General features: G+C 71.0%; 16 protein-coding genes. 11 read left to right on the top strand and 5 right to left on the bottom strand.

Features of this window, described 5'->3' with window-relative positions:
• Positions 1-67: 67 nt before the first annotated feature.
• The gene (locus FDA94_RS06335; protein ID WP_137246090.1) at positions 68-1,954 is read right to left on the bottom strand and encodes a cellulase family glycosylhydrolase; all 1,887 of its coding nucleotides are present in this window, start codon (positions 1,952-1,954) and stop codon (positions 68-70) included.
• Positions 1,955-2,220: 266 nt separating this feature from the next.
• Between FDA94_RS06335 and FDA94_RS06330 the strand changes: the two genes are divergently transcribed.
• The 3 genes from FDA94_RS06330 (at position 2,221) to FDA94_RS06320 (ending at position 6,618) form a co-directional block, all read left to right on the top strand.
• Positions 2,221-3,939, top strand: a complete 1,719-nt coding sequence (locus FDA94_RS06330; protein WP_246059576.1) for an ABC transporter ATP-binding protein — start codon at positions 2,221-2,223, stop codon at positions 3,937-3,939.
• A gap of 216 nt (positions 3,940-4,155) precedes the next feature.
• Positions 4,156-5,802, top strand: coding sequence for a urocanate hydratase (gene hutU, locus FDA94_RS06325; RefSeq protein WP_137246089.1), 1,647 nt, complete (start codon positions 4,156-4,158; stop codon positions 5,800-5,802).
• A gap of 3 nt (positions 5,803-5,805) precedes the next feature.
• Positions 5,806-6,618, top strand: coding sequence for a MurR/RpiR family transcriptional regulator (locus FDA94_RS06320; protein WP_137246088.1), 813 nt, complete (start codon positions 5,806-5,808; stop codon positions 6,616-6,618).
• Here the strand turns inward: FDA94_RS06320 and FDA94_RS06315 are convergent.
• From FDA94_RS06315 to FDA94_RS06305, 3 genes are all read right to left on the bottom strand, one after another.
• Positions 6,615-7,364 carry an ABC transporter permease gene (locus tag FDA94_RS06315; RefSeq protein ID WP_137246087.1) on the bottom strand — a complete coding sequence of 250 codons (750 nt, stop codon included), beginning with the start codon at positions 7,362-7,364 and terminating at the stop codon, positions 6,615-6,617. The genes FDA94_RS06320 and FDA94_RS06315 overlap by 4 nt on opposite strands.
• Complete coding sequence (locus tag FDA94_RS06310; protein ID WP_170990806.1) at positions 7,361-8,320, bottom strand: ATP-binding cassette domain-containing protein; 960 nt, start codon at positions 8,318-8,320, stop codon at positions 7,361-7,363. The genes FDA94_RS06315 and FDA94_RS06310 overlap by 4 nt, the downstream gene beginning before the upstream one ends.
• Before the next feature lie 71 nt (positions 8,321-8,391).
• Positions 8,392-8,922, bottom strand: a complete 531-nt coding sequence (locus FDA94_RS06305) for a PadR family transcriptional regulator (RefSeq protein ID WP_137246086.1) — start codon at positions 8,920-8,922, stop codon at positions 8,392-8,394.
• Between the two features lie 68 nt (positions 8,923-8,990).
• Here FDA94_RS06305 and FDA94_RS06300 point away from each other — a divergent pair, with 68 nt between their 5' ends.
• A complete protein-coding gene (locus tag FDA94_RS06300; protein WP_137246085.1) occupies positions 8,991-9,659 on the top strand; it encodes an SDR family oxidoreductase in 669 nt (222 codons plus the stop codon).
• Here FDA94_RS06300 and FDA94_RS06295 read toward each other — a convergent pair.
• On the bottom strand, positions 9,656-10,933 hold the full coding sequence (locus FDA94_RS06295; protein ID WP_246059574.1) for a TIGR04013 family B12-binding domain/radical SAM domain-containing protein: 1,278 nt from the start codon (positions 10,931-10,933) through the stop codon (positions 9,656-9,658). The two genes, FDA94_RS06300 and FDA94_RS06295, sit on opposite strands and share 4 nt — an antisense overlap.
• Before the next feature lie 54 nt (positions 10,934-10,987).
• Here FDA94_RS06295 and FDA94_RS06290 point away from each other — a divergent pair, with 54 nt between their 5' ends.
• From FDA94_RS06290 to FDA94_RS06260, 7 genes are all read left to right on the top strand, one after another.
• Positions 10,988-12,157 (top strand): allantoate amidohydrolase, encoded by a 1,170-nt coding sequence (locus tag FDA94_RS06290; RefSeq protein WP_137246084.1) that lies wholly within the window; start codon positions 10,988-10,990, stop codon positions 12,155-12,157.
• Positions 12,154-13,488, top strand: a complete 1,335-nt coding sequence (locus FDA94_RS06285; RefSeq protein ID WP_137246083.1) for a formimidoylglutamate deiminase — start codon at positions 12,154-12,156, stop codon at positions 13,486-13,488. The genes FDA94_RS06290 and FDA94_RS06285 overlap by 4 nt, the downstream gene beginning before the upstream one ends.
• Before the next feature lie 18 nt (positions 13,489-13,506).
• Positions 13,507-14,655 (top strand): imidazolonepropionase, encoded by a 1,149-nt coding sequence (gene hutI / locus FDA94_RS06280; protein WP_137246082.1) that lies wholly within the window; start codon positions 13,507-13,509, stop codon positions 14,653-14,655.
• A 147-nt stretch (positions 14,656-14,802) separates the two neighbouring features.
• Positions 14,803-15,732 carry a sigma-70 family RNA polymerase sigma factor gene (locus FDA94_RS06275; RefSeq protein ID WP_137246081.1) on the top strand — a complete coding sequence of 310 codons (930 nt, stop codon included), beginning with the start codon at positions 14,803-14,805 and terminating at the stop codon, positions 15,730-15,732.
• A 288-nt stretch (positions 15,733-16,020) separates the two neighbouring features.
• Positions 16,021-17,322, top strand: a complete 1,302-nt coding sequence (locus FDA94_RS06270; RefSeq protein ID WP_137246080.1) for an ammonium transporter — start codon at positions 16,021-16,023, stop codon at positions 17,320-17,322.
• Positions 17,319-17,657, top strand: coding sequence for a P-II family nitrogen regulator (locus FDA94_RS06265; RefSeq protein ID WP_030455639.1), 339 nt, complete (start codon positions 17,319-17,321; stop codon positions 17,655-17,657). The genes FDA94_RS06270 and FDA94_RS06265 overlap by 4 nt, the downstream gene beginning before the upstream one ends.
• A gap of 7 nt (positions 17,658-17,664) precedes the next feature.
• Positions 17,665-18,618 (top strand): [protein-PII] uridylyltransferase family protein (locus tag FDA94_RS06260; protein WP_212735208.1); only part of this gene is annotated, 954 nt, incomplete at its 3' end.

The following is an 18,618-nucleotide window of genomic DNA, read 5'->3' as shown; positions in this document are numbered from 1 at the left end:
GCGATCGGATTGGTGCCGATTGCCAAAAAGAAACGGCCCCCTCCGCCGGAGGGGGCCGTCAGGAGAACTACGCGCAGGTGTACGACGTCACCGTCGCGGTGTTCCCGTTGGGCCGCGTGACCTGGAACCCGAACGACGTGCTCGCGCCCGAGCCGAGGGTGCCGTTGTAGCCCATGCTCGTCGCCGTCACCGTCTGCCCGGAGACCGTGACGTTCGCGTTCCACGAGCCCGAGACGGTGTGCCCGGAGGGCAGCGTGAAGGTGACCGTCCACGACGTCCGCGGCGACGTCCCGTTCGTCACGGTCACCGGCTGGACGACGTAGCCGTTGCCCCACTGGCTCTGTACGGTCCCGGTCGCGGTGCAGCCGCCCGACGTGCCGCCGGTGGTGGTGAACGTGACCGACGACGAGTTGGCCGACAGGTTCCCGGCCCCGTCCCGGGCCCGGACATAAACCGTGTAAGCGGTGTTCGACGAGAGCCCGGTCAGCGTCAGCGAGTTGGTCGTGGACGTGCCGAGCTGGGTGCCGTTGGAGCGGTAGACGTTGTACCCGGCCAGGCCCGACCCGCCGGAGTCGGTCGAGGCGGTCCAGCTCAGCGACGCGCCCGACGACGTCACACCGGACACGGTCGGGGTGCCCGGAGTGGTGGGCGCGGTGGTGTCGGACGGCGCGGCGCTCGTCGTGAACGTGACCGACGACGAGTTGCCCGACAGGTTCCCGGCCCCGTCCCGGGCCCGGACATAAACCGTGTAAGCGGTCGACGGCGTCAGCCCGGTGAGCGCCAGGGAGTTGGTCGTGGACGTGCCGAGCTGGGTGCCGTTGGAGCGGTAGACGTTGTACCCCGCCAGGCCGGAGCCGCCCGAGTCGGTGGAGGCCGGCCACGACAGCGAGGCGCCGGTCGAGGTGACCGACGACGCCGTCGGGGTGCCCGGTGTGGTCGGCGGGGTGGTGTCGGTCGGCTGGGTGCCGCCGCCGCACATCGTGCACTCCTCGGCCGTGGACGCGATGCCGTTGGCCCCGTTGAACAGGCGGGTGCCCCACGAGGTGAGCTGGTTGGGGTTGAAGTTGGTCACCTGGTCGAGGTACTCGACGCCGCCGCCGTTGCCCGACCACGACCAGCCCAGGTAGCCGATCCCGCGCGACTCGGCCTCGGCCATGATCGTGTCCTCGTCGGGGTTGCCGTCCGAGTGATCGAAGCCGAACTCGCCGATGACCAGGGGCAGCCCGGCGGTCTGGAAGGCGTTCAGGTAGGAGGTGATCTCGGCGGCGGTGTCGTAGACGCCGTACATGTGCACCGAGAAGACCGTGTTGCGCTGCGGGTCGGCGGCGGCGACGGTCGCGGCGTTGTCGCGCATCGTGAACGACCAGTCCTGGCCCCAGTTGGGCGCGTCCACCATGAGCAGGTGCTGGAAGCCGGCGGTGCGCATGCGCTGGATGGCGGCCGAGGTCGCCTGGGTCCAGCCGGGCGTCACCGCGTTGTTGCCGATCGGCTCGTTGCCGATGTTGATGATGACGTTGTTCTCCTCGCCGGTCAGCACGCTCTGGAGGGAGATCCAGTAGTCGACCGCCGCGTCGAGGCTGACCGAGCCGCTCTGCTCGCCGAAGCCGGTGGTGTCGTGGTTCTCCAGGATGCAGATCAGCTTGCTGGCCTTGCACAGGGAGATCACGTTGGCGACGTCGGAGACGCCGTTGGCGGGCCAGCGCCCGCCGCTGAGCACGATGCGGACCGCGTTGGCGCCCTTGGCCTTGATGTTGGCGATCGAGCTCGTCTGGGTCGTGTACCAGGTGTGCGCGTGGCTGGTGCCGCGGATGACGAAGACGCTGCCGTTGGCCTCCACGATGTTGCGGCCGCTGACCCGCAGGCCCACGGCGGCCTGGGCGGGGGATGCGGCGACCAGAAGTGACGCGATCAGAGTGAGGACGGCCGCGCATGCCAGCGCGCATTGTCGTCTCATTGTGTGGACCTTTCCATGAACCGGTTAAGGAGCGTGCACCCCAGAGTCGGGGGAGGCGCGGCAGGTGTACAGGAATCCACCTCCGGGATGAGCTGAAGCCCAAGGTGACCGGTGAGGATGGATGAAAGCTTCAAGCGAGACGCGGACGGCCGTGGCTTGCGCCATGCATCCGTCCCGATAGCAGCGTCAAATCAGGTTGACACTCCCTTTGTCGTCAACCTACATTGACGTCGTCAACTTTCATTGACGTCCCAAGGGGGCAAACCGTGACGTCGTCCTGGCAGATGCTCGGAGATCTCGTCAAACCTCACCGGCGCACGCTCGTGTTCGCCGGTCTGCTCACGCTCGCCGGTTCGGCCGGCGGGCTCGCGATGCCGTTGTTCGTGCGGTCGGTGATCGACCGCTTCGGGGCCGGGGAGAGCGTCCTCGGGCCCGTGTTACTGCTCTCCGTCGTGGTGCTCCTCGGCGCGTCGATCTCGGCTCTCGGGCAGTTCGTGCTGGAGCGGATGGGCGAGGGCATCGTGCTGTCGGCGCGGGTGCGGCTGGTCGACCGGGTGCTGCGGCTGCGGGTGCCCGAGGTCGACCGGCTCAAGCCCGGTGACCTGCTCTCGCGCGTCACCTCCGACACGACGCTGCTGCGTACCGTCATCACCGACGGCCTGGTCGGCGCGGTCGGCTCGGCGGTGCTGTTCGTCGGGGCGGCCGTGCTGATGGGGGTGATGGACTGGGTGCTGCTGGTGGTCACCCTCGGGGTGGTGGCCGGCGTCGGCGGGCTCGGGTCGCTGCTGCTCCCGCGCATCCGCGCGGCCTCCCTCCGTGCCCAGGAGGCGCTGGGCGACATGGGCTCGGCGCTCGACCGGGCTCTCCAGGCCTTCCGTACGGTCAAGGCCTCCGGCGCCGAGGCCCGCGAGATCGCCGTGATCGAGGCCGCCGCCACGAAGGCCCGCGACCGGGGCGTGCGCTCCTCGGCCTACCAGTCGATCGCCGGCACCACCGCCTGGCTGTCGGTCCAGCTCGCGTTCCTGGTCGTGCTGGCGGTCGGCGGCGCCCGGGTGGCGAGCGGCGCGATGACCATCGCCACCTTGATCGCATTCCTGCTCTACCTGTTCTTCCTGGTGGCGCCGCTCGGCCAGATGGTGCAGGCGGCCACCCAGCTGCAGAACGGCCTGGCCGCGCTGACCCGGATCAGGGAGATCGACGCGCTGCCGGTCGAACCGGCCGCGACCCAGGGCCAGACCACCGGCGTCCCGGTCGGGGTGGTCTTCGACGACGTCGTCTTCCGCTACGGCGACGACCGGCCGACCGTCCACCACGGAGTGAGCTTCGAGGCCCCCGCCGGCCGCCTGTCGGCCCTGGTCGGCCCGTCGGGCGCGGGCAAGTCGACGGTGTTCGGCCTGGTGGAGCGGTTCTACGAGCCGGGTTCCGGGCGCATCAGCGTCGGCGGGACCGACATCGCCGACTGGCACCTGCCCGACCTGCGGGCCGCCGTCGGCTACGTCGAACAGGACGCCCCCGTGCTCGACGGCACCCTCAGGGAGAACCTCACCTTCGCCGCCCCCGACGTGACCGAGGAGGAGATCCGGCGCGCGCTGGCCCGTACGCGACTCGACGACCTGGTCGACCGGCTGCCCGAGGGACTGGAGACCGAGGTCGGCCACCGCGGCATCCTGCTGTCGGGCGGCGAACGCCAGCGCGTCGCCATCGCCCGCGCCCTGCTCCGCCGCCCGAGGCTGCTCCTCCTCGACGAGGCCACCTCACAGCTCGACGCCGTCAACGAGCTGCGGCTGCGCGAGGTCATCGCCGAGGTGGCCCGCGAGACGACCGTGCTGGTCATCGCCCACCGCCTGTCGACGGTCACCGGCGCCGACCGGATCATCGTCATGGAGGCCGGTCGCGTCAGGGCCAGCGGCACCCACGACGAGCTGATCGCCGAAGACGACCTCTACCGGGAGCTGGCGGCAACCCAGTTCCTGGTCAACTCCTAGCCGGAGCTTTCCCCTGCGGGGGAGGTGACCCGAGCGGATCGGGGGCACCCCGCAATGAGCGGAGCCTCTCCTTCGCCACAGAGCCGGACCCGGGTCAACGCGTACGTGCGGTCGCGTCCGGGAGGGGTGCCCCGGGACGCCGGGGTGCCCCTCCGACTCTCGCCGCCGTATCCTGCGGGAGACGGATGTGAATATTTTCATTCAGGAGAGTGCCTCATGCCTACCGTGCGGAGCCCCCGCGGCACGACCTTGACCGCCAAGGGCTGGCCCCAGGAGGCCGCGCTCCGGATGATCCAGAACAACCTCGACCCCGAGGTGGCCGAACACCCCGAACAGCTCGTCGTCTACGGCGGCTCGGGCAAGGCGGCCCGCGACTGGCCCTCGTTCCAGGCGATCACCCGGACCCTCACCACCCTCGACGCCGACGAGACCCTGCTCGTGCAGTCGGGCCGCCCGGTCGGCGTCATGCGCACCCACGAGTGGGCGCCCCGCGTCCTCATCGCCAACTCCAACCTGGTGCCCGACTGGGCGAACTGGGAGGAGTTCCGCCGCCTGGAGGCCGCCGGCCTCACCATGTACGGCCAGATGACCGCCGGCTCCTGGATCTACATCGGCACGCAGGGCATCCTCCAGGGCACCTACGAGACCTTCGCCGCCGTCGCCGCCAAGCGGTTCGGCGGCACGCTGGCCGGGACCGTCACCCTGACCGCCGGGCTCGGCGGCATGGGCGGCGCCCAGCCGCTGGCCGTCACGATGAACGGCGGCGTGGCCATCTGCGTCGACTGCGACCCCCGCTCGATCGAGCGCCGCATCGAACACCGCTACCTCGACGTCCGGGCCGACTCGCTGGCCGACGCGCTGCGGATGGCCTACGAGGCCCGCGACCAGCGCCGCCCGCTGAGCATCGGGGTCGAGGCGAACGCCGCCGACGCCCTGCCCGAACTGCTGGCCATGGGCGCCGAGATCGACGTCGTCACCGACCAGACCTCCGCCCACGACCCGCTCATGTACCTGCCGCGCGGCGTCGCCTTCGCCGACATGGCCGCCGAGCGCGAGAAGGACCCGGCGGGCTTCACCGTCAGGGCCCGCGAGTCGATGGCCCGCCACGTCGAGGCCATGGTCGGCTTCCTCGACGGCGGCGCCGAGGTCTTCGACTACGGCAACTCGATCCGCGGCGAGGCCCAGCTGGCCGGGTACGACCGCGCGTTCGCCTTCCCGGGCTTCGTGCCGGCGTACATCCGCCCCCTGTTCTGCGAGGGCAAGGGCCCGTTCCGGTGGGCCGCGCTCAGCGGCGACCCCCGCGACATCGCCGCCACCGACAAGGCGATCCTCGACCTGTTCCCCGACAACGAGCCGCTGGCCCGGTGGATCCGGCTGGCCGGGGAGAAGGTCCACTTCCAGGGCCTGCCGGCGCGCATCTGCTGGCTCGGCTACGGCGAGCGCGACAAGGCCGGCGAGCGCTTCAACCAGATGGTCGCCGACGGCGTGCTCCAGGCCCCGGTCGTCATCGGCCGCGACCACCTCGACTGCGGGAGCGTGGCCTCCCCCTACCGCGAGACCGAGGGCATGCTCGACGGCTCGGACGCCATCGCCGACTGGCCCCTGCTCAACGCCATGGTGAACGTCGCCTCCGGCGCGTCGTGGGTGTCGATCCACCACGGCGGCGGCGTCGGCATCGGCCGTTCCATCCACGCCGGGCAGGTCACCGTCGCCGACGGCACCCCGCTGGCGGCCGAGAAACTGAACCGGGTGCTCACCAACGACCCCGGCATGGGCGTCATCCGCCATGTCGACGCCGGCTACGCCGAGGCGGCCGAAGTGGCGGCCGACACGGGGGTCCGGGTGCCGATGCGGGAGAATTGACGCGTGGTCGACGGTCTCGAACGCCTCCTCGACGGTCGCCGGCTCTCCCCGGCGCAGCGCCGCATCGCCCACTACCTAAGCGAACACCTCCACGAAGCGATCTTCCTGTCGAGCGTGGAGCTGGCCGACCGGGCCGGGGTGAGCCAGCCGTCGGTGACCCGTTTCGCCGCGGCGCTCGGCTTCGCCGGATATCCGGAGCTGCGCCACGCGCTGCGCCCGCTCGTCCTGGGCGGCCCGCCGCCCAGGGTGGAGGCGGGCCCCGACGCGCTCGACGCCGAGATCGGCAACCTGCGCTCCCTGCGCGACCGCATCGGCCCGCTGACGACGACGGTCGGCGAGGTCGGCGCGGCCCTGGCCGCCAGCGAGCCGCTGCCCATCCTGGGCCTGCGCGTCTCCAGCGGCCTGGCCACGACCTTCGCCTACTTCGCCCGCCGCATCCATCCCGACGTGCGGCTGTTCACCCACGGCGGCTCGGAGCTGGCCGACGGCCTCCACGCCGCCCGCCGGGCCGGGGCGGGCTGGCTGCTGGCGGTGGTGCTCCCGCGCTACCCGGCCGAGGCGGCGGCGGCCCTGACCGAGGCCCGAGAGCTGGGCCTGTCGATCGCCGTGCTCACCGACCGCCCCGACGTGCCCTTCCCCGCCGACGTCGTCTTGGACGCGCCGGTCGGGGAACGGCTGGTGTTCGACTCCCACGTGGCGCCGCTGGCCCTGGCGATGCTCCTGGTGGAGGCCATGGCCGACGCGGCGCCCCTGCGAACCAGAGCCCGCCTCGACGACCACGAACGCATGACCGAACGCGGCGGCGTCTTCCTCTAGGCGGCGAGCCGGCGCAGGGAGCGCATCGACCAGACCAGCGTGATCAGCGCCAGGCCGATGAGCAGGGCGAACGCGATCGGGATGGTCGAGTCGCCGAGGTCGCCGCGGAACAGCGAGCGGCCGGCCTCCACGCCGTAGTAGAGCGGGTTGAACCGGGCGAGGGTCTGCAGCCAGTCGGGGCCGAGCGAGACCGGCAGGAACAGGCCCGCGATCAGGGTCAGCGGCATCGCGAAGAACTGCACGAGCTGCGAGACGCCGTTCTCGTCCTTGATGGCCAGGGCGAGGCCGTAGGAGAGGCTGGCCGCGAACAGGCCGGTCACCGCCATCAGCAGCAGCATGATGAGGAACTCCGGCAGGCCGATGCGCAGGCCCATCAGGATGGCCACGCCCATCACCAGGATCGCCTGGACGACCAGGACCAGCATGTCTTTGGCGACCCGGCCCAGGATGATCGCGGGCGGCCAGGCGGGGGAGACGGCCAGGCGTTCGAGCACCCCGTTCCGGGTCTCGTTGATCATGCCGAAGCCGGCGAACAACGAGCCGAACAGCGCGATCATCATCATCGAACCGGGCGTGAACATGGCCAGCACCTCGGGCATCGAGCCGCTGGAGGTGGTCTTGCCGAGCAGCGGCGCGAAGAAGACGAGGTAGAGGACCGGCTGCATGATGCCGAACAGTGGCCACACCGGGTTGCGCAGCAGGAAGCGGAGCTCGTAGCCGAGGAAGAGGGAGGTCTGGCGGATCATGCGGCATCTCTCAGGGATCGGCCCGTGTGGCGGAGGAAGACGTCGTCGAGGGTGGCCCGGTCGAGCGAGATCGACTCGAGGGTGAGGTCGCGCTCTTCGAGCACGCGCAGCAGGTGGGGCAGCCCGTGCTCGCCGTCGTCGAGGTAGGCCCGCAGCAGGCCCTCCTCGGTGCGCACCTCCTTGACGTAGGACTGCGCGCGCAGCACCTCGGCCGCGTCGTCGACGCCCTTCAGCCGCAGCGTGACGACGTCGCCCGCGACCTCCTTCTTCAGCGAGGCGGGGGTGCCCTCGGCGACGACGGTCCCGTTGTCGATGATGACGAGCCGGTCGCAGAGCGCGTCGGCCTCGTCGAGGTAGTGGGTGGTCAGCAGGACGCTGGTGCCGCGGTCGCGCAGGCCCCGCACCTCGTCCCACAGGTTGGCCCGGTTCTGCGGGTCGAGCCCGGTCGTCGGCTCGTCGAGGAACACCAGCGGGGGAGCCGTGACGAGCCCGAGCGCGATCGAGAACCGGCGCTTCTGGCCGCCCGACAGGGTGCGCGCGGGCCGACGGGCGATCTCGGTCAGGCTGAACGCGGCCAGCAGCTCGTCGGCGCGGGCCTGGGCCGCCTTCTTCGACAGCCCGGCGATCCGGCCGGCGAGCAGGAGCTGGTCGATGCCGGGGTTGTTCTCGTCGACGCCGCCGGCCTGGCTGACGTAGCCGATGTTCTCGCGGACCTTGGCGGCCTCCTTCACCACGTCGAACCCGGCGACCCGGGCGGTGCCGGCGGTGGGGGCGATGAAGGTGGCGAGCATGCGTACGGTGGTGGTCTTGCCGGCGCCGTTGGGGCCGAGCGCCGCGAAGATCTCACCCTTCTGGACCTCCAGGTCGATGCCCCGTACGGCCTCGACCTCCTCGGTCTTCCCTCGGCCACGTTTGGCGTGGAAGGTCTTGCGCAACCCGTGCGCTTCAATGATCATTCGGAAACCCGTTTCTCGCTCAGGGGGAAGGACCCAGCCTCGGGGATGACGCCGGGTCAGGGTCAACCGATTTACGGCAGCTCGCCGCTCTCGACCCGACCGATCGCGCCCTCGATCCAGTCGAGCTGCGACCGGAGCTGGGCGTTGGCGAGCCGGATGCACTCGTCGACGTGCCGGGGCGCGTCGAAGGCCAGCTTGGCCTGCAGCGCCCGCTCGGTGGAGGAGACCGCCGCCCGGAGCTGCGCCAGGCGGGCCTCCATGACGTTGACCAGGTCGGCCGGACCCAGCCGGTCCATGAACGTGAGGGCGACCTGGAACGGGTCGACGATCGGCTTGATCTCCCACCAGTAGGTGAGCAGCTGCCGCCGGAACTCCTCGCGCCCCTCGTCGGTGACCTCGTAGACGGTCTTGCCGCCCTTGCCGTGCTCGACCACGGCCAGCAGCCCCTCGTCGGCCATCTTGGCCAGCCCGTGGTAGATCGACCCGTAGGCCACGTTGGCCCAATGGGCGGCCCCCCACAGTTCCAGGCGCCGCCGCACCTCATAGCCGTGCAGCGGCCCGTCGAGCAGAGTGCCCAGGATGAGAACCCGTGTGGAGGACATGCTCAAATTTATATACAAGTTTGAGTATCGGCCGCAACGACAATTCGCGGCGAACTAAGGTGATCGGCATGAGTGATCGACCTGTCGCCCTGATCACGGGCGGTTCTCGCGGCCTCGGTGCCGCCGTCGCGCGTGCCCTCTCGCCCACCTACGGCCTGATCCTCGGTGGCCGGGGCGGTGGGAAGCTCGACGAGATCTGCAAGGAGCTCGACGCCCGGCCCTTCCCGGTCGAGCTCACCGAGATCACCGCGCGCGACGTCGAGGGGCTCGGGCGGATCGACCTGCTCGTGCACAGCGCCGGGGTCGTCACGCTGGGGCCGGTGGGGGAGACGCCGATCCGCGTCTGGCGGGAGACCTTCGAGGTCAACGTCTTCGCCGTCGCCGAGCTGACCCGGCTGCTGCTGCCCTCGCTCCGCGCGGCGAAGGGGCAGGTCGTGCTGGTCAACTCGGGCGCCGGGCGCAACGCCCATCCCGACTGGGGCTCCTACGCCGCCAGCAAGTGGGCGCTGCGCGCCTACGCCGACGTGCTGCGTCAGGAGGAGCCGGAGCTGCGGGTCACCACCGTCTATCCGGGACGCATCGACACCGACATGCAGCGCGGTGTCCGGCGGCAGGAGGGCGGCGAGTACGAGCCGCACCGCTATCTGACGGCCGAGTCGGTCGCCGGGGCCGTGGTCGCGGCGGTGACCGCGCCCGCCGACGCCCATCTGACCGAGGTCGTCGTCAGGCCGCGCTAGACGCGGCGGCGCGGGGTCCGGCGCGGATACTGCTTGGCGGTCTCGGCCAGCACCTGGGCGTGTTCGGCCTGCTTGCGCCAGTGGCCGTAGGCGTCGCCGCGCTGGGCCAGCCGGTCGAGCTCGGTCGAGGTGGTCAGCGGGATCAGCGCCGGTTCGGCGTCGCGCCACGGGGTGCCGGGCAGCGGCATGAACGTGTGGGTGTGGATGCGGGCGCCGAGGTCGGCCAGGTCGGAGGCCAGTTTCAGGGACGCCTTCTGGTCGTCTTCGGTCTCGCCCGGCATGCCGAAGATGAAGTCGACGTTGGGGCGGAACCCGAAGTCGATCGCGATCCTGGCCGCGTCGAGGACCGGCGCGGCGCCGTGGCCCCGGCCCGAGGCGGTCAGGATGCGGTCGGAGCCCGACTGGGCGCCGATGATGATGTTGTCGTTGGCGACGTATCCGCGGAGCATGCGCATCGCCTCGGGCGTCACGTGCTCGGGGCGGATCTCCGACGGGAAGCTGCCGAAGAACACCCGGCCGTTCGCCGGCGCCTCTTCCTTGCAGGCCACCAGCAGCTCCTCGACCTTGTCGAGGTCGGGATCGGCGGTCTGGCTGCCGTAGCTGAGCGAGGTCGGGGTGATGAACCGGACGTCGCGCAGGCCCCTGGCGGCCATCCGCCGCACGTGGTCGCGCACGCTCTCGACCGAGCGGTGCCGGAACTGGGCCCCGAACATGAACGGGGTCTGGCAGAACTTGCAGGTGTAGCGGCAGCCGCGGGTGATCTCGACGGGCCCGGCCCGGCCGGCCGGGAACGAGGGGAAGGCGTCGAGCGGCAGCTGCGGGGCGCCCGGAGTGCGGAGCGCGATCCCGTCGTGGTCGCGGATCGCCAGGCCCGGCACCTTGCGCAGGTCGGGTTCGGCGACCAGGGAGATGATCGTGGTCTCGCCCTCGCCGATCGCGGCGACGTCCCAGCCGGCGTCGATCACCTGCTGGGGTTCCGCGGTGGCGTGTACGCCGCCCGCGACGTGGACGACGTCGTCTCGGTGGCTGAGCGCCCTGACTTCGGCCAGTTCGGCCGTCATTAACGGGAAATCGGGCGAGTAGAAGGACCAGAGCACCAGAATCCGGTCGGCGTCGGCCTGGCCGATCTGGATCGCCGTCTCTTCGGCGCTGGTGGCGTAGCGGACCTCGAAGTTCACCGCCGGAGGCGCGGCTTCCAGTGCCGCCAGCAGGGCGTGCATGCCGTAGGTGACCGCCTTGCGGTAACGAACGACCACGCTGACATCGAAACTCACCGGGTCAGGGTAGCCCTCCCTGGACTGAATGGAGCCATTCAGTAGGGTGGAGGGATGCTGGCGGACATCGAGCAGATCGGCAGAAACCCGCGCACCGGGGGCTATCGGCGTGACGCCTGGTCGTCCGCCGACATGGAGTTGCGCGAGTGGTTCACCCACCAAGCCGTGAAACGGGGCCTGACCAGCCACGAAGACCGCAACGGCAACCTGTGGGCCTGGTGGGGCGACCCGTCCAGGCAGGGGCCGGGGCTGGTCACGGGGAGTCATCTCGACTCGGTCCGCGAAGGCGGCGCGTTCGACGGGCCGCTCGGCGTGGCGTCCGCGTTCGAGGCGATCGATCTGCTCCGGGGTGACGGGTTCCAGCCCGACCGTCCCATCGGGGTCGCCTGCTTCACCGACGAGGAGGGCGCCCGGTTCGGGGTGCCCTGCATCGGGTCGCGGCTGCTGACCGGCGTCCTCGACCCCGACCGGGCCCGGGGCCTGCGCGACGACCAGGGCCACAGCCTCGACGAGGTGCTCACTGCCCGGGGCCGCGAGCCGGGCCGCCTCGGCCGCGACGACGAGACTCTCGCCCACGTCGGGGTCTTCGTGGAGCTCCACGTCGAGCAGGGCCGCGCCCTGGAGGTCCCGGTCGGGGTGGCCAGCGCCATCTGGCCCCACGGGCGCTGGCGCTTCGACTTCCGCGGCACGGCCGATCACGCCGGCACCACCGCCTTCGAAGACCGCGACGACCCGATGCTCGCCTACGCCAACGCCGTGCTCGCCGCCCGCACCCAGGCCGAGGCCCACGGCGTACGCGCCACCTTCGGCAAGGTCCGGGTCGAGCCCAACAACGCCAACGCGATCCCGTCGCTGGTCACCGCCTGGCTCGACGCCCGGGGCCCGGAGACCGACGCGGTCCGGAGCCTGGTCGCCCGGCTCGCCGCCGGCGCCGAGGTCACCGAGGAGTCGTGGACGCCCGAGGTCACCTTCGACGAGGTGCTGCGCCTGCGCGTCGCCTGCGCGGCCGGGATCGGCGGCCATCCCGCGCCGATCCTGCCGACCGCCGCCGGGCACGACGCCGGGATCCTGGCCTCCGCCGGGGTGCCGACCGCGATGCTGTTCGTCCGCAACCCCACCGGGGTCTCCCACTCGCCCGGCGAGTTCGCCGAGCCGCGCGACTGCGTCGCCGGGGTGATCGCGCTGGCCGCCGTGCTGGCCGACCTGTCCGGGGGCGGGGCGTGACCGAGACGTACTGGTGCGAGCTGGCCCTGGTCGGCGGCGCGGTCGCCGAAGGGGTGCGGATCGACGTCGAGGGCCGCCGGATCTCCGAGGTGCGGCAGGGCGTCCCGCCGACCGGCGAGATCCTCGCCGGCCTGACCATCCCCGGCCTGGCCAACGCCCACTCCCACGCCTTCCACCGCGCCCTGCGCGGCCACACCCAGGTCGGCAAGGGCAGCTTCTGGACCTGGCGCGAGCAGATGTACGCCGTCGCCGGCCGCCTCGACCCCGACACCTATTACCGCCTGGCCCTCGCCGTCTACGCCGAGATGGCCCTGACCGGGATCACGGCGGTCGGTGAGTTCCACTACCTCCACCACGGCCCCGGCGGCGTCCCCTACGGCGACCCCAACGAGATGGGCCACGCCCTGGTCCGGGCCGCCCGCGACGCCGGGGTGCGGCTGTCCCTGCTCGACACCTGCTATCTGAGCGGCGGCTTCGGCGCCCCGCTGGAAGGGGTGCAGACTAGGTTCGGCGACGGCGACGTCCACGAGTGGGCCGACCGCGCCGACCGGCTCGCCGGGGCGTACGCCGGGGCCGACGACGTCGAGATCGGCGCCGCCATCCACTCGGTGCGGGCCATGCGGCCCGAGCAGATGCCGACCGTGGTCGAGTTCACCCACCGCCACGCCGGGCCGCTGCACGCCCACGTCTCCGAGCAGCCCGCCGAGAACGAGCAGTGCGTGGCCGCCTACGCCGCCTCCCCGGTCCGCGTCCTGCATGAGGCCGGCGCGCTCGGCCCGAGGTCGACGGCGGTGCACGCCACCCACGTCTCCGACGAGGACGTCGCCCTGCTGGGCGGCTCCGGCACCCATGTCTGCGTCTGCCCGACCACCGAACGCGACCTGGCCGACGGCATCTGCGCCACCCGCCGCCTCCACGCCGCCGGGAGCCCCATCACGCTCGGCTCCGACAGCCACGCCGTGATCGACCTCTTCGAGGAGGCCCGCGCCGTCGAACTCGGCGAGCGCGTCGTCACCGGCGAACGCGGCCACTGGCGGGCCGACGAACTGCTCACCGCCGCCACCGTGGCCGGTCACACCTCCCTCGGCTTCCCCGACGGCGGGCAGCTCTGCCCGGGAGCCTGGACCGATCTGGTCACAGTAAGGCTCGACTCCGTCCGTACGGCTGGCGCGACGGCGCGTTCGGCAGTGGAATCGGTGGTGTTCGCGGCGACGGGTGCCGACGTCGTGTCCGTCGTGTCGGGTGGACGGCGGATCGTCGGCTCCGGACGCCACGTGATCGGTGAGGTGGGCCACCTGCTGCGGGACGCCATCGGCGCGGTCCGCGGCTGACGTGATTGCGAGTGCTGAATGAGCGCGACGCTCTTCTATGACATCGGGCTGCTCTTCACGTCCGACCGGGACCGTGAGGAGATCGCCAAGGCGGCGGTGGTGGTCGAGGGCGCCGAGATCGCCTGGGTGGGCGAGGCCGCCCGCGCCCCGGCCGCCGACCACCGCATCGACGCCCGGGGCCGGGCCGTGATCCCCGGCTTCGTCGACAGCCACGCCCACCTGGTCTTCGCGGGCGACCGGACGGCCGAGTTCGCCGCCCGGATGGCCGGGGAGCGCTACACCGCCGGGGGCATCCGGACCACGGTCGCCGCGACGAGGGCGGCGACCACCCCGGAGCTGGCCGCCCGGACCGCCGGGCTGGTTCACGAGATGACCGGCCAGGGCACCACCACCGTCGAGATCAAGAGCGGCTACGGCCTGACGACCGGCGACGAGAAGCGCTCCCTGGAGGTGGCGCGGGCGTTCACCGAGGAGTCGACCTTCCTGGGCGCCCACGTCGTGCCGCCCGGGACCGACGCCGACGAGTACACCCGCCTGGTCGCCGGGCCGATGCTCGCCGCCTGCGCCCCCTACGCCAAGTGGATCGACGTCTTCTGCGAGCGCGGGGCCTTCGACGAGGCCCAGAGCCGCGAGATCCTGAGCGCCGGGAAGGCGGCCGGGCTGGGCGTCCGGGTGCACGCCAACCAGCTCGGCGAGGGCCCCGGCGTCCGGCTGGCCTGCGAGCTCGGCGCGGCCTCGGCCGACCACTGCACCCATCTCACCCGCGAGGACGTCGGCATGCTGGCCGACGCCGGGGTGGTGGCCACCCTTCTCCCCGGGGCCGAGTTCTCCACCCGCTCGCCCTATCCCGAGGCCCGGCGGCTGCTCGACGCCGGGGTGACGGTGGCGCTGGCGACCGACTGCAACCCCGGCTCCTCGTTCACCTCGTCGATGCCGTTCTGCGTGGCGCTGGCCGTACGCGAGATGGGCATGACCCCGGCCGAGGCGGTCAGGGCCGCGACGGCGGGCGGGGCGGCGGCGCTGCGCCGCGCCGACGTAGGGGTGATCAGGCCGGGCGCGCGGGCCGATCTGGTCATCCTCGAAGCGGCCTCTTATGTGCACCTGGCCTACCGCCCCGGTGTCCCGTTGGTCACACAGGTGTGGCAGTCCGGGCGGCGGGTAGTGTGAGATTTCGCGATAAAGAGATGCGCATCCTCCTATAGGAGGAATCGAAAACCATTCTGCTGGCGTATCTCTTGAGGGAATCTTTGCCCTGATCCAGCCGTTGGCACGTTCAGGACGAGGGTGTTCGCGCTGCGGAACGAGGTGCCTTGAATGGCGACGGGGAACAGGACGCAGGAAGTCGCGGATCGTGATCTGCTGGGAACCTACCTGGCGGAGATCGGGCGCGTTCCGCTCCTGAGCGCAGAGCAAGAGGTCGAGCTCGCCAAGCGGATCGAGGCGGGGCTGTTCGCCGAGCAGCTGCTCGACACGGGCGACCCGGAGCCGAAGGTCTCCGACGCGCTCGACGAGGAACTCGAACGGATCGCGGTCTCGGGGCGCCGCGCCAAAGACGAGTTCATCCAGGCGAACCTGCGCCTGGTGGTGGCGGTGGCCCGGAAATACTCCGGGCGCGGAATGCCGCTCATCGATTTGGTGCAAGAGGGGAACCTGGGCCTGGTGAGGGCGGTCGAGAAATTCGATTACCGCCGGGGTTACAAGTTTTCGACCTATGCGACCTGGTGGATTCGCCAGTCCGTGGGCCGGGCCATCCACGAGCAGGCCCGCCCGGTGCGCCTGCCCACCCACGCCGGCGAGCAGATGACCCGCCTGATGCGGGTGCGCCGCGACATGCTGGCCGAATTCGACGCCGAGCCGACCGACGACGACCTCGCGAACGTGCTCGACCTGCCGATCGAGCGGGTGCGCGAGCTGCGCCGCTGGGCCTCCGACCCGGTCTCGCTGCAGCTGGGCGTGGGCGACGAAGACGAGACCGAGCTGGGCGACATGATCGCCGACGAGTCGTGGGCCAACCCCGAGGAGCAGGCCCTGGCCACCCTCGACCGCGAACGCCTGGAGCACTGGCTGACCGGCCTGGAGGGCCAGGCCAGCGAGATGCTGCGCTGGCGTTACGGCCTGGTCGACGGACGTGAACACACGCTGACGGAAGTGGGCGAAAGATACGGCATCGGCCGCGACCGGGCCCGCCGCCTGGAACGCGACGCGCTGGCCCGCCTGCGCAAGATGGCCCACGTGGCCGCATAGTTTTACCAGCTCATGAAGCGCCTGCCGGTTTACCGGCGGGCGCTTTTTTCGTGTACGTAGCATCCGAAACACGCCCGAAACACGCTTGTGGCGAGTTTCACAGATGTGAAACATGCAGGGTCGCGACCTGAAACGGCGGAAGAACACCCTGGCGTGCACGGGAGAGGAAGCTCACCTCTCCCCCTACGACTACGTGTCAGTGCGCGAGCCGGTCGATGACGCCCTTGGTGAAGCCCACTGCGCAAGTGATAACCGGCCACACGCCAATTGGAAGGAGGGTCGCATCGAATGAAGATCGATAGCGGCTCCACTGCCTGGATGCTCGTGAGCACGGCGCTCGTGCTGCTCATGACTCCGGGACTCGCGTTCTTCTACGGGGGCATGACCAGGGCCAAGAGCGTCCTGAACATGATGATGATGTCGTTCGTGGCCATCATCACGGTGACGATCGCGTGGGTGGCCTACGGCTACTCCCTCGCGTTCGACCCTACTGATGGCTTCTTGAACAAGTTCGTCGGCGGGCTCGACAACATCGGGCTGATGGGCGTCAACGAGGCTGCCTACAACGACACCTTCCCCATGATGGTGTTCTCCGCCTTCCAGCTGACCTTCGCGATCATCACGGTCGCCCTGATCAGCGGTGCGATCGCCGACCGCGCCAAGTTCGGCGCGTGGGTGGTCTTCACCGTGGTCTGGGCCACCATCGTCTACTTCCCCGTGGCCCACTGGGTGTGGGGTGGCGGCTGGCTGACCGAGCTCGGCATCGAGGACTTCGCGGGCGGCACGGTCGTCCACATCAACGCCGGTGCGGCCGCCCTGGCCCTGGCGCTGGTCCTCGGCAAGCGCTCCGGCTGGCGTAAGGAGCCGATGCGTCCGCACAACCTGACGCTCGTCCTCCTCGGCACCGGTCTCCTGTGGTTCGGCTGGTTCGGCTTCAACGCGGGCTCCGAGCTCGCCGCCGACGCCACCGCCGGTCTCGCCTTCATGAACACCCAGGTCGCCACGGCCATCGCGGCCGGCGCCTGGCTCGTGGTGGAGAAGCTCCGCGACGGTCACGCGACCACCCTCGGTGTCGCCTCCGGCGCCGTGGCCGGTCTCGTCGCGATCACCCCCGCGTGTGGTTTCGTCGACGTCTGGGCCGCCGCCCTCATCGGTCTGCTGGCCGGTGCGATCTGCGCCTACGCCGTCGGTCTCAAGTACAAGCTCGGCTTCGACGACTCCCTCGACGTGGTCGGCGTGCACCTGGTCGGCGGTGTCATCGGCGCGGTGGCGCTGGGCTTCGTCGCCGCCTACCCCTTCCTCGACGGCCAGAAGGTCGGTCTGTTCTACGGCGGCGGCTGGTCGCAGCTGGGCCTCCAGGTGCTCGGCCCGGTCGCGGTCGGTGGTTACTCCTTCATCGTGACGTACGTCATCGGTAAGATCATCGACAAGACCATGGGCTTCCGGATCGCTCAGGAAGACGAGGTCACCGGCATCGACATCACCACTCACGCCGAGACCGGTTACGACCTCGGCACCATCCACTCCTCGGGCGTGTCCTCGCTCAACGGGCCGGCCGTTCCGGCCGAGGCTAAGAAGGTGGACGCATGAAGCTGATCACGGCCATCATCAAGCCGTTCAAGCTCGACGACGTCAAGGCGGCGCTGGAGCAGTTCGGCGTCAAGGGCATCACGATCAGTGAGGCCAGCGGCTACGGCCGCCAGAAGGGCCACACCGAGGTCTACCGCGGCGCCGAATACCAGGTCGACCTGGTACCCAAGGTGCGCGTCGAGGTGCTGACCGAGGAGGACGACGCCGAAGACGTCATCGACGTCATCGTCAAGGCCGCCCAGACCGGCAAGATCGGCGACGGCAAGGTCTGGTCGGTCCCCGTGGACACGGTCGTCAGAGTCCGTACCGGGGAACGCGGCCCGGAGGCGCTGTAACCGGATGATGAGAGGGGAAGCTCGCTCGTTCGCCGCCGCCCGCAAAGAGCGGGCGGCGGACATCGACCGGTGGCTCACGGACCTGCTCCGGACCGCCGTCAGTCAGCGGAACGGAAAGGGCGGGCTCCTCGACCCTGAGACACGCGGCCCCGATGCGCGGGGTGCAGAGCGCGGCCCCCTCACCGGGGTCGCGCTCGTCGCGGTCGGGAGCCTGGGGCGCGGGGAGCTGGCGCCCGGCAGCGATCTCGACCTGGTTCTGCTGCACAACGGGCGCGACGACGTCGCCCAGATCGCCGACCGGATCTGGTATCCCATCTGGGACTCCGGGGTCGGCCTCGACCACTCGGTCCGGACCGTCGACGAGGCCGTGAAGGTCTCGCGCGAGGACCTCAAGGCCGTGCTCGGCCTGATCCAGGCCCGCCACGTCGCGGGCGACCCCGAGCTGACACGCGCCGCGCGCGAGGCGGTGCTGGCCGAATGGCGGTCCGACTCCCGGCGCCGGCTGGGCGAGCTGCGGGAGGCGGCCGACAAGCGCGCCGACTCCTCCGGCGAGCTGGCCTTCCTGCTCGAACCCGACCTCAAGGACGCCCGCGGCGGGATCCGCGACGTCCAGGCGATGCAGGCCGTGGCCGCCGCCTGGGTCGCCTCCGCGCCCGGCCCCCGCGTCCGGGAGGCCCACGAACTGCTGCTCGACATCCGCCACGGGCTGCACCTGGTGACCGCGCGCGGCACCGACCGCCTGGTGCTCCAGGAGCAGGACGCCGTGGCGGGCACGCTCGGGCTGCTCGACGCCGAGGCGCTGATGCGCCGCCTGGCCGAGGCCGGGCGCACGATCGCCCACTCCTTCGACGCGACGTGGCGTACCGTCGACCGGCTGCTGTCCGGGCCGGCGCCGCGCGGACGCCGGCCGCTGGCCGACGGCGTGGTCGAACACGGGGGAGAGGTCGTGCTGGCGCGCGGG

Origin of the sequence: Herbidospora galbida (assembly GCF_005233835.1) — a bacterium.
GTDB lineage: Bacteria > Actinomycetota > Actinomycetes > Streptosporangiales > Streptosporangiaceae > Herbidospora > Herbidospora galbida.
Note: the sequence above shows the minus strand (reverse complement) of the source record. Positions and strands in the feature narration are given on the sequence as shown.

Bases quoted from the DNA above. Each gene is read 5' to 3' on its own strand.
- FDA94_RS06335 (WP_137246090.1), bottom strand. From the start codon at position 1,954: ATGAGACGACAATGCGCGCTGGCATGCGCGGCCGTCCTCACTCTGATC.
- hutU (WP_137246089.1), top strand. From the start codon at position 4,156: ATGCCTACCGTGCGGAGCCCCCGCGGCACGACCTTGACCGCCAAGGGC.
- FDA94_RS06315 (WP_137246087.1), bottom strand. From the start codon at position 7,364: ATGATCCGCCAGACCTCCCTCTTCCTCGGCTACGAGCTCCGCTTCCTG.
- FDA94_RS06310 (WP_170990806.1), bottom strand. From the start codon at position 8,320: ATGATCATTGAAGCGCACGGGTTGCGCAAGACCTTCCACGCCAAACGT.
- FDA94_RS06305 (WP_137246086.1), bottom strand. From the start codon at position 8,922: ATGTCCTCCACACGGGTTCTCATCCTGGGCACTCTGCTCGACGGGCCG.
- FDA94_RS06300 (WP_137246085.1), top strand. From the start codon at position 8,991: ATGAGTGATCGACCTGTCGCCCTGATCACGGGCGGTTCTCGCGGCCTC.
- FDA94_RS06290 (WP_137246084.1), top strand. From the start codon at position 10,988: ATGCTGGCGGACATCGAGCAGATCGGCAGAAACCCGCGCACCGGGGGC.
- hutI (WP_137246082.1), top strand. From the start codon at position 13,507: ATGAGCGCGACGCTCTTCTATGACATCGGGCTGCTCTTCACGTCCGAC.
- FDA94_RS06275 (WP_137246081.1), top strand. From the start codon at position 14,803: ATGGCGACGGGGAACAGGACGCAGGAAGTCGCGGATCGTGATCTGCTG.
- FDA94_RS06270 (WP_137246080.1), top strand. From the start codon at position 16,021: ATGAAGATCGATAGCGGCTCCACTGCCTGGATGCTCGTGAGCACGGCG.
- FDA94_RS06265 (WP_030455639.1), top strand. From the start codon at position 17,319: ATGAAGCTGATCACGGCCATCATCAAGCCGTTCAAGCTCGACGACGTC.